This window comes from Rhizobium sp. BK098 (assembly GCF_014193155.1).
In the GTDB taxonomy this organism is placed as follows: Bacteria; Pseudomonadota; Alphaproteobacteria; order Rhizobiales; family Rhizobiaceae; genus Rhizobium.
Window position 1 is genome coordinate 215504 of the sequence record NZ_JACHYY010000009.1, and the last position, 13008, is coordinate 228511.

Annotated in this window: 15 protein-coding genes; 11 read left to right on the forward strand and 4 right to left on the reverse strand. The window is 60.0% G+C overall.

Annotated features, from left to right (window positions below; all coding sequences use genetic code 11):
- The first annotated feature begins 4 nt into the window (after window positions 1–4).
- From FHT73_RS22685 to FHT73_RS22715, 7 genes are all read left to right on the forward strand, one after another.
- Entirely contained in the window at window positions 5–307 is a 303-nt protein-coding gene (locus tag FHT73_RS22685; protein ID WP_069614775.1) for a chorismate mutase, read from the forward strand.
- 125 nt (window positions 308–432) lie between these two features.
- Window positions 433–792, forward strand: a complete 360-nt coding sequence (rpsP, locus tag FHT73_RS22690) for a 30S ribosomal protein S16 (protein ID WP_015341477.1) — start codon at window positions 433–435, stop codon at window positions 790–792.
- A 175-nt stretch (window positions 793–967) separates the two neighbouring features.
- Complete coding sequence (gene rimM, locus FHT73_RS22695; protein WP_183714983.1) at window positions 968–1561, forward strand: ribosome maturation factor RimM; 594 nt, start codon at window positions 968–970, stop codon at window positions 1559–1561.
- 24 nt (window positions 1562–1585) lie between these two features.
- Window positions 1586–2278, forward strand: a complete 693-nt coding sequence (gene trmD, locus FHT73_RS22700; RefSeq protein ID WP_183714985.1) for a tRNA (guanosine(37)-N1)-methyltransferase TrmD — start codon at window positions 1586–1588, stop codon at window positions 2276–2278.
- A 269-nt stretch (window positions 2279–2547) separates the two neighbouring features.
- Complete coding sequence (gene rplS / locus FHT73_RS22705) at window positions 2548–3090, forward strand: 50S ribosomal protein L19 (RefSeq protein WP_015341481.1); 543 nt, start codon at window positions 2548–2550, stop codon at window positions 3088–3090.
- A 212-nt stretch (window positions 3091–3302) separates the two neighbouring features.
- Complete coding sequence (locus tag FHT73_RS22710) at window positions 3303–4100, forward strand: basic amino acid ABC transporter substrate-binding protein (RefSeq protein WP_015341482.1); 798 nt, start codon at window positions 3303–3305, stop codon at window positions 4098–4100.
- Between the two features lie 34 nt (window positions 4101–4134).
- Window positions 4135–5013, forward strand: a complete 879-nt coding sequence (locus FHT73_RS22715; RefSeq protein ID WP_183714987.1) for an amino acid ABC transporter permease — start codon at window positions 4135–4137, stop codon at window positions 5011–5013.
- A gap of 89 nt (window positions 5014–5102) precedes the next feature.
- Here the strand turns inward: FHT73_RS22715 and FHT73_RS22720 are convergent, their stop codons facing one another.
- Window positions 5103–6083 carry an SEL1-like repeat protein gene (locus FHT73_RS22720; protein WP_183714988.1) on the reverse strand — a complete coding sequence of 327 codons (981 nt, stop codon included), beginning with the start codon at window positions 6081–6083 and terminating at the stop codon, window positions 5103–5105.
- Window positions 6084–6346: 263 nt separating this feature from the next.
- Here FHT73_RS22720 and FHT73_RS29745 point away from each other — a divergent pair, with 263 nt between their 5' ends.
- Both FHT73_RS29745 and leuC read left to right on the forward strand, forming a co-directional pair.
- On the forward strand, window positions 6347–6481 hold the full coding sequence (locus FHT73_RS29745; RefSeq protein WP_015341484.1) for a hypothetical protein: 135 nt from the start codon (window positions 6347–6349) through the stop codon (window positions 6479–6481).
- 69 nt (window positions 6482–6550) lie between these two features.
- A complete protein-coding gene (leuC, locus tag FHT73_RS22725) occupies window positions 6551–7960 on the forward strand; it encodes a 3-isopropylmalate dehydratase large subunit (RefSeq protein WP_183714990.1) in 1410 nt (469 codons plus the stop codon).
- Between the two features lie 79 nt (window positions 7961–8039).
- On the opposite strand, the gene FHT73_RS22730 is transcribed toward leuC, so the two are convergent.
- On the reverse strand, window positions 8040–8942 hold the full coding sequence (locus FHT73_RS22730; RefSeq protein ID WP_183714992.1) for an EamA family transporter: 903 nt from the start codon (window positions 8940–8942) through the stop codon (window positions 8040–8042).
- 82 nt (window positions 8943–9024) lie between these two features.
- Between FHT73_RS22730 and FHT73_RS22735 the strand changes: the two genes are divergently transcribed.
- Window positions 9025–9513, forward strand: coding sequence for a MarR family transcriptional regulator (locus FHT73_RS22735; RefSeq protein WP_183714994.1), 489 nt, complete (start codon window positions 9025–9027; stop codon window positions 9511–9513).
- Here FHT73_RS22735 and FHT73_RS22740 read toward each other — a convergent pair.
- Window positions 9490–10416 carry a LysR family transcriptional regulator gene (locus FHT73_RS22740; protein ID WP_183714996.1) on the reverse strand — a complete coding sequence of 309 codons (927 nt, stop codon included), beginning with the start codon at window positions 10414–10416 and terminating at the stop codon, window positions 9490–9492. The two genes, FHT73_RS22735 and FHT73_RS22740, sit on opposite strands and share 24 nt — an antisense overlap.
- A 59-nt stretch (window positions 10417–10475) precedes the next feature.
- Between FHT73_RS22740 and FHT73_RS22745 the strand changes: the two genes are divergently transcribed.
- Entirely contained in the window at window positions 10476–12008 is a 1533-nt protein-coding gene (locus FHT73_RS22745) for an MFS transporter (protein WP_183715028.1), read from the forward strand.
- 42 nt (window positions 12009–12050) lie between these two features.
- On the opposite strand, the gene FHT73_RS22750 is transcribed toward FHT73_RS22745, so the two are convergent.
- The gene (locus tag FHT73_RS22750) at window positions 12051–12947 is read right to left on the reverse strand and encodes a LysR family transcriptional regulator (protein WP_183714997.1); all 897 of its coding nucleotides are present in this window, start codon (window positions 12945–12947) and stop codon (window positions 12051–12053) included.
- Window positions 12948–13008 lie beyond the last annotated feature (61 nt).

Here is a 13008-nt window from a genome sequence, read left to right on the forward strand (position 1 = left end):
CCCCATGATTGATCCAGACGTTAAGGCCCAATTGGGCAAATACCGCCAGTCGATCGACAATATCGATGCCGCACTGGTGCATATGCTGGCCGAACGCTTCCGCTGCACCAAAGAGGTCGGCGTGTTGAAGGCCAAGTACGACCTGCCGCCGGCCGACCCGGCGCGCGAAGAATTTCAGATCGAGCGCCTGCGCCGCCTGGCAAAGGACGCAAATCTGGACCCGGATTTCGCCGAGAAGTTCCTGAACTTCGTCATCAAGGAAGTCATCCGGCATCATGAACAGATCGCTGCGGATTTCAAAGGGTAATCCCTGGCCGCGTGACCCAGAAGACGCAGGACGTTTTCGACGGGGATTACACGGCACGAAAAAAGCAGCGCGACGTAACCATACCGCACAACGAAGCGGTCACGAAAAGCCTAAGGAGAATTAACATGGCACTGAAAATTCGTCTCGCCCGCGGTGGCTCCAAGAAGCGCCCGTACTACCACGTTGTCGTAGCCGACGCTCGCTCGCCGCGCGACGGCCGTTTCCTGGAGACCCTCGGCTCCTGGAACCCGATGCTTGCCAAGGACGACGCCAAGCGCGTTGAACTCAAGGCCGAGCGCATCAAGCACTGGCTCGACCACGGCGCACAGCCGACCGACCGCGTTCTGCGCTTCCTCAACGAAGCCGGCATCGCAACGCGCGAAGCCAAGAACAACCCGGAAAAGGCAAAGCCGGGCAAGAAGGCTCAGGAGCGCGCAGCCGAAAAGGCTCAGAAGGCTGCTGACGCCGCTGCTGCTTCCGAGTAATCGGACCTGGCATTGATTGAAAGCGGGTGGCATGGCGACATGCCGCCCGTTTTTTGTTTCCCATCGGCAAATGTTCAGCCTATGAGAGAACCAACGACAGCGCCGCGCGTCAAGCGCAAAGGTCGCTGGAGCAATTCGGATCTGCTGCATAATCCCGGTAATCGGCGAAGAGACCATGACGAAACTGCAAAACCCGGTATTGATGGCCACCATCGGCGCGGCGCAAGGCTTGAGAGGCGAGGTGCGCACGCGCGCCTATACGTCGGATCCGACCGCGCTCGGCGATTACGGCCACCTCCACAGCATGGACGGCCGCAGCTTCGAGGTGCTGGAAATCCGCAAGGCCAAGAATGTGGTCGTGGTGCGCTTTCGCGGCGTCAACGACCGCAATGCCGCCGAGGCGCTGAACGGCCTGGAACTCTATATCGAGCGCGACAACCTGCCCGATGACGAACTCGACGACGACGAATTCTTCTACGCCGATCTCGAAGGGCTGGAAGCCGTCGATGACCAGGGCACCGGCTACGGCACTGTCAGCGGCGTCTATGATTTCGGCGCCGGCGATCTGCTGGAGCTGAAGGGGCCGGGCAAACGCCCGGTGCTGATCCCCTTTTCCGAGGCCGCGGTGCTTGAAATCGACCTCGAGGGCGGCAAGATCCTGATCGACCCGCTGGCCGCTGGCCTGATCGACAGCCCCGACGACCTGATCGGCAAACCAGAAAAGCCGGAAACACCCGAGAAGCCGCAGAGCAAGCCGAAGAAGAAGTGATCCTTATTGGGAAGTGAGCGCGCCATGAGTTTCCGGGCGACCATATTGACGCTTTATCCCGAGATGTTCCCGGGCCATCTCGGCACGTCCCTCGCCGGCAAGGCCATGGAACGTGGGCAATGGGCGCTCGACACTGTACAGATCCGTGATTTTGCGACCGACAAGCACCGCACCGTCGACGACACGCCAGCCGGCGGCGGCGCCGGCATGGTGCTGAAGCCGGATGTGCTTGCCCGCGCCATCGACCACGCGAGCGAAAATGACAGTCGTCCGCGCTTGCTGATGAGCCCGCGCGGTAAGCCGCTGACGCAGAAGCGCGTGCGCGAGCTTGCAGGCGGCGAAGGCGTCATCATCGTCTGCGGCCGCTTCGAAGGCGTCGACCAGCGCGTCATCGACGGCCGCGACCTCGAAGAAATCTCGATCGGCGACTATATCCTCTCGGGCGGCGAGCCGGCTGCGTTGATCCTGCTCGACGCCATCGTCCGCATCCTGCCCGGCGTCATGGGCAACGATCTCTCTGGCCTGCACGAAAGCTTCGAAGGCGGCCTGCTGGAGCATCCGCATTATACCCGCCCGCAAATCTGGGAAGGCCGCGAGATCCCGGCCATCCTGACCTCGGGCAACCACGCGGCAATCGCGAAATGGCAGAAAGAGCAGGCCGAGCAACTGACGAAGGAGCGTCGGCCGGATTTGTTGGACGAATTGCAGAAGAAATAGCGATAGCACCGGCTGGATGAGCGAGATCCTTGAAATATGCCCGCGAAACTGCCGACAAGCGCCACTTAATTCCTCGCCAAGGGGTGACAAACGCGTGACAATAGGGTATGTGCGCGCCCGGTATGGGAAATTTCCCATCAACCAGCAAAGAAGAGCAGACGTATTCGCTCCTGCCTGAACGGGCATATATCCGAGGCGTGATCTAACGGTCCGACCAAAGATAGAATGATGAGCGCTCTGGCTGTTGAAGCAACAACGAGGTTGATACTATGAACATCATTCAGCAGTTGGAAGCCGAACAGGCTGCCAAGATCGAAGCCAAGCGCACCCTTCCCGCATTTTCCGCTGGCGACACCGTTCGCGTCAACGTGAAGGTCACGGAAGGCAACCGTACCCGCGTTCAGGCCTATGAAGGCGTTTGCATCGCTCGCTCCGGCGGCGGCCTGCAGGAAAACTTCACGGTTCGCAAGATCTCCTACGGCGAAGGCGTCGAGCGCGTATTCCCGGTTTACTCGCCGATGATCGAAAGCGTCGAAGTCGTTCGCCGCGGTAAGGTCCGTCGCGCCAAGCTCTACTACCTGCGCGACCTACGCGGCAAGGCTGCCCGTATCGTCGAAAACACCGGCACCCGCGCCCGCAAGCTCAACGACGCCGAGCGTCAGGCTCTCGCCGAAGAAAAGGCACGCATCGAAGCCGAGAAGGTTGCAGCCGCTCAGGCGCTCGCAGCTGAAAAGGCTGCAGCCGAAGCCGCAGAAGCAAAGGCAGCTGCAGAAGCTGCTGCAGCCGCAGCAGCCGAGCCGGCAGCAGAATAAGTTTCGATCCATATGGATTGCAAAGCTTGAAGGCGGCCCTTGGGTCGCCTTTTTTATCGGCCACAAACAAGCTCGGGCTAACAGGAAATTTCTCCGCCTGCCGCCTGTATTAGAGTTACTTTTTCATTTTGGTTATTGCGCCATTGGCAATGGCCTTGCCATACGCTTTGCAAATATGACAGTTTTCCGCCACGCTAATCGGGGAGATTTCCATGGCATTCCGTCGTTCGTTCCTTCTGGGCCTCAGCGCCCTCGTGCTTGCACCTTTCGCTGCCTTCGCCGCCGACCTGCCGAACCTGAACGGCAAGACGGTGGTCGTCGTTACCGAGAATGCCTATCCGCCGCTGCAGTTCATCGATCCGAAGACGAACAAGGCGATCGGCTGGGAATATGACGCGATGAACGAGATCGCCAAGCGCCTGAACTTCAAGGTCGAGTACCAGAACACCAGCTGGGATGCGATGATCCAGGCCGTCTCGGAAGGCCAGTACAACATCGGCATGACCGGCATCACCATCAAGGACGACCGCAAGCAGAAGGTCGATTTCTCCGATCCCTACATGCGCTCCGAGCAATTCATGCTCGTGCGCGGAGACGAGAAGCGCTTTACCGACGCCAAGAGCTTCGCCGCCTTCAAGGACGGCCTGATCGGCGCGCAGCCGGGCACGACACCCTTCTACACCGCCGTCTATTCGGTGCTCGATGGCAACGAGCAGAACCCGCGCATCAAGACCTTCGAAACCTTCGGCGCCACCGTACAGGCACTGAAGACCGGCGACGTCGATACGGTGCTGACCGACGGCACCGCCGGCAAGGGCTATGTCGATGCCTCCAATGGCGGCCTGAAGCTCGTCGGCGGCCCGCTCGGCACCGAGGATTTCGGCTTCATCTTCCAGAAGGGTTCAGATCTCGTCGCCCCGATCAATGCCGCCATCGCCAGCCTTAAGGCCGACGGCACGCTCGACGCGCTGAACAAGAAGTGGTTCCTCGACTACAAGATGGGCCAATGAATTCTGAAGATCGATATATTGGAAGCCCGCTCTGATGGCGCCTTTGGCAGGCCCGGGCGGGCACCGCGGCAAGGAAGACTTTCCCTGGTGGCTGGTCGCCCTCGCTATCCTCGGCATCGTCGCCTCATTCGCAATTGCGGCGAACGGCCTCTATGCCCAGATTTTCTCTCTTCTGCTGAATGGCATCGGCGTCACGGTCTTCGTGACGCTGGTGGCTTTTACGCTGGCTGTGCTGCTCGGCCTCGGGCTGGCGCTACTCGGCCTGTCGGATTTCCTCGTGCTGCGACAGGTCGCACGCTTCTATATCGAGATCGTGCGTGGCATTCCGATACTGGTGCTGCTTTCCTACATCGCATTCGTCGGCACGCCGGCCTTCGTCGCCGTCTATAACGTTGTCGTCTCGCCATTGATCTCCGCCGGCTGGGCAAGCCCGCTCGTCACCCGCGACGTGCCCTTCGTCTGGCGTACGATTATCGCGCTGACCATCGCCTATTCGTCCTTCATCGCCGAGATCTTCCGTGCCGGCATCCAGGCGGTGGATCAGGGCCAGATCGAAGCAGCAAAGGCGCTCGGCCTCAGCCGCTTCCAGCGCTTTCGCCTCGTCGTCTTTCCCCAGGCGATCCGCGTCATCCTGCCGCCGCTGTCGAATGATTTCATCGCCATGGTGAAGGACAGTTCGCTGGTCTCCGTACTCGGGGTTGCCGATATCAGCCAGCTCGCCAAGCTCTATTACTCGGCGAATTTCCGCTACTTCGAAACCCTGTCGATCCTCGCCTTCATCTACCTGCTTTTGACGATCGGTCTGTCGCTGTTGCTCAGGCAGGTCGAAGCCTGGATGCGCCGCCGCTCCGGCAGCGACCGCTCCGCCTTCCCCCGCCTGGCCGCGAGCCAGCCGCCGGGCGCGCAGGTATGATCGGTGCGTCCCAACGCGCCTGTACTGCGCGCTTTCCGCAAGTCCCAAACGGAAAACTACCGCTCGCCCATTAAAATAGAGAGCCCGGCTTAGCCCTTGAGAACATGTCCCATGTCCTCAAGCCCTTGCAGGAGATATTGAAGGTGTTTCTGCGCTTGGGAGTTTCCCTGCTCCGCAGCTTTCCGATACCAATATATTGCTTGACTAATGTCCTTTTCGACGCCGATGCCATCAGCATACGCATTCGCAAGATTCACTTCTGCGTGCGGATCACCCTGTTCTGCTGCCTTCTGGTACCAATCCACCGCGCAAGAAGGATCCTTTGGTCTCCCCAACCCAAGACCACACATGATGCCGAGGCCATTTTGTCCTCCCGGGTCACCTTGATCTGCGGACTTTTGAAACAGAATTGCCGCTTTCGAATAGTCTTTGACTCCGTCCTCGGAAATATAGAGGCCACCCAAATTGGATTGCGCAACGGGGTTACCTGCTTCGGATGCCTTTTGAAGCCAAGTGATGGCGAAGTTTATGTCACGAGGAACGCCGCGCCCAAATCGGTACATATTGCTCAAATTCACCTCTGCGTGGACATCTCCTTGTTCTGCCGCCTTGCGGTACAATTCTTCGGCTTGCACATTATCTTTCGCAACACCCCGACCATTGGCGTACATTGCCCCTAGGGTATTTTGCGCACTCGCCAGGCCCTGCTCTGCCGCCTTCCGATACCAACTCTGAGCCGTATCGAAGTTTTGCTCAACACCATGCCCGGTTTCATAAAGAAGCCCCAAACCAAACTCAGCTTGAGCGTCTCCGTGTTCAGCCAGAGGCTGCCAGTACTTCAGCGCGCGTTGGTAATCTCCCGTACTATATAGATCCTGCCCTTCGTCGGCATATGCCGTCGCCTGAATCCTGTACGGGATAAAAACGGCCGAAACCGCGAAAACCAGAGATAAGCCAACAAGAATGCCGCAGCCTTTCATTAAGACGTACATAGCATTGTCCGCATATATATCTTTGCTTTTATATTTCAGACGGAAATGCAATCTGATCCGCAGCTTTGAAAAAAGCAAGTGCGGTGTGGTAATGCGTTAAACTGAGTGGCAATTCGGCGAGCAGATTGGCTGCTGATAACTTGCTTTTCGGGAACCATAGGTACCGTTCCAGGCCGCAAGGAGTCGCTGAAAGCGCATGCCGCTTCAATGATTGCCTAGCTGCGCGCACGACATGCATGATTTATCGGATTGCACCTGCGGTAAATTTGCCTTTTTGTTAACCTGGCACGATTGGCTGATGCCGGGAATGCTCACCATTGCCGAGACTTCGGAAAATTGATATGAGCAACGCCATGAGTAAGATCATGAGCAAAGACGGACGTTACGTCACGGCTTTCGTGCTGCAGGACCATAAGCGCCTGCCGGCACGCTTCTTTGCGATGATTTCGGGCGCGCTCAACAGCCGACTTCGCTGATCACACCCGAGGCTGGCGGTCCTGATCCGTCAATCCCCTTTTCGACAATGCCAATATGGATTTGTAGCCATGAGCGCTCCACGCACACTGTACGACAAAATCTGGGATGACCACTTGGTTGACGCCCAAGAAGACGGCACCTGTCTTCTCTATATCGACCGTCATCTCGTTCACGAAGTGACGTCGCCGCAAGCCTTCGAAGGCCTGCGCATGACCGGCCGCAAGGTTCACGCGCCGCAGAAGACGCTTGCCGTCGTCGACCACAACGTGCCGACCTCGCCGGATCGTCATCTCGGCATCAAGAACGAAGAAAGCCGCATTCAGGTCGAGCAGCTCGCCAAGAACGCCGCCGAATTCGGCGTGGAATACTACTCCGAAAACGACAAGCGCCAGGGCATCGTTCACATCATCGGCCCCGAGCAGGGCTTCACCCTGCCCGGCATGACCATCGTCTGCGGTGACAGCCACACCTCGACCCACGGTGCCTTCGGCTCTCTCGCCCATGGTATCGGCACCTCCGAGGTCGAGCATGTGCTCGCCACGCAGACGCTGATCCAGAAGAAGGCCAAGAACATGCTGGTGCAGGTCGACGGTCAGCTGCCGCCGGGCGTCACCGCCAAGGATATCATCCTCGCCATCATCGGCGAGATCGGCACTGCCGGCGGCACCGGCTATGTCATCGAATATGCCGGCGAAGCCATTCGCTCGCTGTCGATGGAAGGCCGCATGACCATCTGCAACATGTCGATCGAAGGCGGCGCCCGCGCCGGCCTGATCGCTCCGGATGAGATCACCTTCGAATACATCAAGGGCAAGCCGCGCGCGCCGAAGGGTGAAGAGCTGGAACAGGCGATCGCCTACTGGAAGACACTGAAGTCCGACGAAGGCGCGCATTACGACCGCATCGTCAAGCTCGATGCCGCAAGCCTGCCGCCGATCGTCTCCTGGGGCTCCTCCCCGGAAGACGTCATCTCCGTTCAGGGCATCGTCCCGAACCCGGACGAAATCCAGGACGAGACCAAGCGTACCTCCAAGTGGCGTGCGCTCGACTATATGGGCCTGAAGCCGGGCACGCCGATAACCGAGATCAATGTCGATCGCGTCTTCATCGGCTCCTGCACCAACGGCCGCATCGAAGACCTGCGCGCAGTCGCCAAGGTCGTCGAAGGCAAGACGGTGGCTTCCACGGTCAACGCCATGATCGTTCCGGGCTCCGGCCTGGTGAAGGAACAGGCTGAGGCCGAAGGTCTCGACAAGATCTTCAAGGCTGCCGGCTTCGACTGGCGCGAGCCTGGCTGTTCCATGTGCCTCGCCATGAACGACGACCGCCTGAAGCCGGGCGAACGCTGCGCTTCGACGTCGAACCGCAACTTCGAAGGCCGCCAGGGCTTCAAGGGCCGCACGCATCTGGTCTCGCCGGCCATGGCCGCCGCCGCCGCAATCGCCGGCCACTTCGTCGATATCCGCGAGTGGAAGTGATCGGCCTGAAGGCATGAATGACAAAGGGCGGCCTGATGGCCGCCCTTTTCGTTTGCCGGGGGTAAATTCGCCGGCTGCTCTATTGCTTCGATGTGACGGCTTGTCTCCCGCCAAGCATGGGATTTCCTGCCGTCGGAGCCTGCTGCGCGCGCTGGCTGAGCCAGACGCTGCCAAGCACGACGACAATGCCGAACATCTGCATCGGGCTCAGCTGCTGGCCGAGAACCGCCCAGCCCAGGATCACGGCGGTCGTCGGGCTGAGGAAGCCGAGCGGCGAGACCACCGAAGGCTCCAGCCGCGACAAACCCCGAAACCAGAGAATATAGGTGAGTGCTGCGCCGATCAGCCCGAGATAGGCGAAGCCGAGAATGTTGGCGCCGGTCAGAGGCGGTAGCGGCGGCTCAAGCAGCAGGGCCACCGGCAACAACAGCACGCCGCCCGCCGTCAGCTGCCACGCCGTAAAGGTCAGCGGCGAGACATCCGGCCGCCAGCGGCGGCTGAGCACGGTTCCGGCCGCCATCGAAAAAGCACCGCCGATGCCGGCAATAATGCCGATCGGGTCGAGCGTCGCATTCGGCGTCAGGATCAGGAGCGCGACACCACCGATGCCGGCAATCGCCGCAACAATCGACAGGCTGCGAATCGGTGATCCCAGCAGCAAGCGCGCCAGCACAATGACGATCAGCGGCTGGACGGCACCGACCGTCGCGGCCACGCCACCGGGGAGCCGATAGGCCGAAATGAACAGCAGCCACCAGAAGACAGAGAAATTCAGCGCCCCGAGCACCAGCGACTTAAACCACCAGACCCCATGCGGTAGCCGTCGCACGATGAGGAGCAGCAGCAGGCCGGCGGGCAGTGCGCGCAGCATGGCGACAGTCAATGGATAACCGGCCGGCAAAAGCTGCGTCGTTACCAAATAGGTGCTGCCCCAGATCGCCGGCGCGATGGCGGTGAGCAACAGGTCGAAATTGCGGTTCATGGCCTTGGCCTCAAATTTATCTTGACATCAAGATAATATGAAATACCTTGACGTCAAGATAAATTCATGGCGAGATCTCGTTATGGATCGCATCGATAAAATTCTCGCCCAGTGGCGCCGTGAACGGCCGGACCTCAACACCACGGCGATGGGCCTTTTCGGGCGCCTGCGCAATCTCGCGCTCCATCTCTCGCGCGAGATGGAGAAGACCTTCGGCCGCTTCGGCCTGAACGCGGCGAACTTCGACATGCTGGCGACCCTGCGCCGCTCGGGCGAGCCCTATACGCTCTCGCCCAGCGACCTGATGGAAACGATGATGGTCTCGTCGGGCACGATGACCAATCGTATCGATCAGCTGGAGAGGGCCGGTCTCGTCGCTCGCAGCCAGAACCCGGATGATGGCCGCAGCTTCCTGATATCCCTGACGACAAAAGGTTTCGAGCTTATCGATGCGGCGGTGACGGCACATGTCGAAACGCAGAAACGCCTGATCTCCACCCTTTCTGAAGGCGAACAAAAAGCTCTTGACCGGCTGCTTCGCAATTACTTAGCCGACTTCGAATCTGATTGATCGCCCCGAACGCGATCCGGTACAGACCTCGCGAATGCAGCCCCTCAGCCAGCGGTGCGCCGGATCCGCATCCATGCGCGGATGCCAGAGCAGCGAGATCGTCACATCCGATGTCGACACCGGCAACGCAAAACTATGCATGCCGACACGCAGATTGCCCGTATAGCGCTCCGGTACGCTGACGATCAGGTCGGAGGCGCGCGCCAAGGCCAGCGCAGCCGAAAAGCTGCCGACAATCGTTGCGATCTGCCGCTTCAGGCCCAACTCTTCCAACGCCTCGTCGATCTGCCCTTTCTGAAGGCCGCGCCGTGATACCAGAATATGTTGCCCGGCCGCGTAACGTTCCGGGGTCACCTCTCCTTCACTCAACGGATGTCCGCTTCGGACCAGGCCGATGAAATGATCGCGGAACAGTGCCTGCGTTCTGAGCTCGGGACCGGTATCGTCACCGACAACACCGGTTTCGAAGTCGATCGCCCCATCGCGCAAGGGCGTGCTGTCCTTGTCCAGCTTCTGCATGAAGTAGAGCCGAACGCCAGGCGCCTGCTCGGCAATGCGCGCAATCAGTTCGGCGCCGAAATTCTCCACGAAACCTTCGCGGGTGCGCAGCGTGAAAATTCGAGCAAGCTGCTTCAGATCCAAGCTTTCGGCGGGCCGCAGGGCCGCTTCCGCCTCCTGCACAAGCTGACCGACACGGTCGCGCAGCTCCAGCGCCCGCGGCGTCGGCACAAGCCCCCGCCCCGCCCGAACCAGCAGCGGATCCCCTGTCGTCTCACGCAGACGCGCAAGCTGCCGGCTCATGGCGGATGGGCTGAGCCGCAATCGCTGGGCGGCGCGCGCGACACTGCCTTCGGCAAGCAGGACATTGAGAGTGATGAGCAGGTTGAGATCGGGCGTGGACATGGCGCGAGCATAGCATGGTTTATGTAATATATAGCGTCAAACGCATGAATGAAGTGCAAATGCTGCGCGTTCCGCCATATCGCGTCGAGAGCTACCTTTCTGCTGGAAGTTTTATTAGGTCGCTAGAAATGGAGCTCGTGTTGCAGCCAATCATCGAAGATCCGGGCAAAGCCGGCCACACAAAATCAGCATCCTCGACCCGCTGGGCGCTCGCCAGCCTCTCGCTCTCCATGCTGATGCCCTCACTCGGCACCAGCATTGCCAATATCGCTCTGCCGACGCTTGCTCAGGCATTCGGTGCCTCCTTCCAGCAGGTGCAATGGATCGTGCTTGCGTATCTGCTCGTCATCACCACGCTGATCGTCAGCGTCGGAAAGTTAGGCGACATTTTCGGCCGGCGGCGCTTGCTGCTGATCGGCATAAGCCTCTTCACACTCGCCTCGCTCTTCTGCGGCGTCGCACCGACCCTCTGGCTATTGCTCGCCGCCAGAGGTCTGCAGGGCCTCGGTGCCGCCATGATGATGGCGCTGACCGTGGCGATGGTCGGCGAAACCGTGCCGAAAGAGCGGACAGGCAGCGCCATGGGCCTGCTCGGCACCATGTCCGCGATCGGCACCACGCTCGGCCCATCGCTCGGTGGCATCATGATCGCCAGCTTCGGCTGGGAGACCATTTTCCTCATCAACGTGCCGCTCGGGATTGCGAATTTCCTGCTCGCAGCCCGCTTCCTGCCGGCGGATCGTCGGGACCGGAAGGCGAGCAAGGACCGGCTGGATACGATCGGCACTCTGCTGTTGTCCCTGACACTCGCTGCCTATGCGCTGGCCATGACCCTTGGGCACGGAAGCTTCGGTGCGCTGAATATCGGCCTGCTGTTAGCGGCAGCTTTCGGCATCGTTCTCTTTGCGGTCACTGAAACGAAAGTGGTGTCGCCGTTGTTGCGCCCTTCGATGTTCCGTGATGCATCGCTAAGCGCAAGTCTTGCCATGAGCACCCTCGTTTCCACCGTCATCATGGCGACGCTGGTGGTCGGCCCCTTCTATCTCTCCCGCAGCCTTGGCTTCGATGCAGCCCATGTCGGCGCCATCATGTCCTGCGGCCCGCTGGTATCGGCCCTGACGGGCGTGCCGGCCGGCCGCATCGCCGATCGCTTCGGCGCCCAGCGCGTGACCATGACGGGTCTTGTCGGTATGATTGTCGGCCTCTTCCTGATAGTGATGTTGCAAGGCAGGTTCGGAGCCGCCGGCTACATCGGTCCGCTGGTTATCGTGACCGCAAACTATGCGCTCTTTCAGGCGTCCAACAACACCACCATCATGAAGGACATAAAGGCGGAGCAACGTGGCGTGATTTCCGGTATGTTGAGCCTGTCGCGAAATCTCGGCCTGATCACAGGCACAGCCGTCATGGGTGCGATCTTCACACTGGGGTCGGGAACGAGCGACATTATCACGGCACGCCCGGAAGCCATTGCAACAGGCATGCAGATCACCTTCGCAGTCGGCGCCCTGCTCATCGTCGCGACGCTGGCCATCGCCATCGCCGGCATGGCGCGTTCAAGGCGTGGTGCCCTTGCGCAAGAGGTCTCGTGAGAATGAGCCGAGAGGATGGCGGAGGATAATCCCGCCATCCGGTCACACCGGTCCGTGGCCGCCGAATTCCGCCGAAACGAAGTCGAGAAAGCTACGGAGCTTCGGCGTGATGCGGCGATCCGGCGCGTAGAGAACATGCAGCGGGCGCGTCGGCACGCTATATCCGGGCAAAAGCGGCACCAGCGCTCCCGTTTCCAAGCTCGATTGGATGAGTTCGGACGACTGCAGGATAATGCCGAGCCCTGCCAGCGCGGCTTTCAGCAGCGCCTCACCATTGTCGATCATCAGCCGGCCGGAGATCGGAACGCTCACATTCCCCTCCGGTCCTTCAAAATCCCAATGAGTCCTGAGCATCGTATGCGAGAAGATCAGGCACTCATGATTTCGAAGATCACCTGGCGTGGAGGGGGTGCCGCGGGCGCGCAGATAGCTCGGCGCAGCACAGATCACCAGACGATAGGGACTGAGACGACGGGCGATCAACCCGCTGTCAGCAAGCTTACCGACGCGAAAGACTGCGTCATAGCCCTCATCGATCAGATCCACCATGCGGTTCGTTAGCGACAGATCGATCGAAACCTCCGGATGTGCACCCAGATATTTGGGAAGCGTCGGCGCGAGCGCATGGATACCGAAGGTGACGGGGGCGTTGACCCTCAGCTTCCCGCGCGGCACGGCCCGAGTTTCCGCCGCCAGCGCCTCCGCAGCCTCGACTTCTGCCAGAATATTGCGCGAGCGCTCGTAAAACTGGCTGCCGACTTCCGTCAGGTGCTGACGACGCGTGGTCCGGTTCAAAAGCCGAACACCAAGATGCTGTTCGAGAAATTGCACATGTTTGCCGACGAGCTGTGGCGACATATTCAATGCCTCTGCCGCGGCACTGAAGGAGCCGAGCTCGACTGCCTTAACGAAAACGTTCATGCCGGAGAAGCGATCCATTAGAAACAACCCGTTTCAAGTATCGATTTATCTAGACCATTTATCCGGATATGGCGATAAA

What these genes read in the sequence shown, in the direction of transcription:
- FHT73_RS22685 (WP_069614775.1), top strand. Translation starts at nt 5, where the DNA reads ATGATTGATCCAGACGTTAAGGCCCAATTGGGCAAATACCGCCAGTCG.
- rpsP (WP_015341477.1), top strand. Translation starts at nt 433, where the DNA reads ATGGCACTGAAAATTCGTCTCGCCCGCGGTGGCTCCAAGAAGCGCCCG.
- rimM (WP_183714983.1), top strand. Translation starts at nt 968, where the DNA reads ATGACGAAACTGCAAAACCCGGTATTGATGGCCACCATCGGCGCGGCG.
- trmD (WP_183714985.1), top strand. Translation starts at nt 1,586, where the DNA reads ATGAGTTTCCGGGCGACCATATTGACGCTTTATCCCGAGATGTTCCCG.
- rplS (WP_015341481.1), top strand. Translation starts at nt 2,548, where the DNA reads ATGAACATCATTCAGCAGTTGGAAGCCGAACAGGCTGCCAAGATCGAA.
- FHT73_RS22710 (WP_015341482.1), top strand. Translation starts at nt 3,303, where the DNA reads ATGGCATTCCGTCGTTCGTTCCTTCTGGGCCTCAGCGCCCTCGTGCTT.
- FHT73_RS22715 (WP_183714987.1), top strand. Translation starts at nt 4,135, where the DNA reads ATGGCGCCTTTGGCAGGCCCGGGCGGGCACCGCGGCAAGGAAGACTTT.
- FHT73_RS29745 (WP_015341484.1), top strand. Translation starts at nt 6,347, where the DNA reads ATGAGCAACGCCATGAGTAAGATCATGAGCAAAGACGGACGTTACGTC.
- leuC (WP_183714990.1), top strand. Translation starts at nt 6,551, where the DNA reads ATGAGCGCTCCACGCACACTGTACGACAAAATCTGGGATGACCACTTG.
- FHT73_RS22730 (WP_183714992.1), bottom strand. Translation starts at nt 8,942, where the DNA reads ATGAACCGCAATTTCGACCTGTTGCTCACCGCCATCGCGCCGGCGATC.
- FHT73_RS22735 (WP_183714994.1), top strand. Translation starts at nt 9,025, where the DNA reads ATGGATCGCATCGATAAAATTCTCGCCCAGTGGCGCCGTGAACGGCCG.
- FHT73_RS22740 (WP_183714996.1), bottom strand. Translation starts at nt 10,416, where the DNA reads ATGTCCACGCCCGATCTCAACCTGCTCATCACTCTCAATGTCCTGCTT.
- FHT73_RS22745 (WP_183715028.1), top strand. Translation starts at nt 10,476, where the DNA reads ATGCTGCGCGTTCCGCCATATCGCGTCGAGAGCTACCTTTCTGCTGGA.
- FHT73_RS22750 (WP_183714997.1), bottom strand. Translation starts at nt 12,947, where the DNA reads ATGGATCGCTTCTCCGGCATGAACGTTTTCGTTAAGGCAGTCGAGCTC.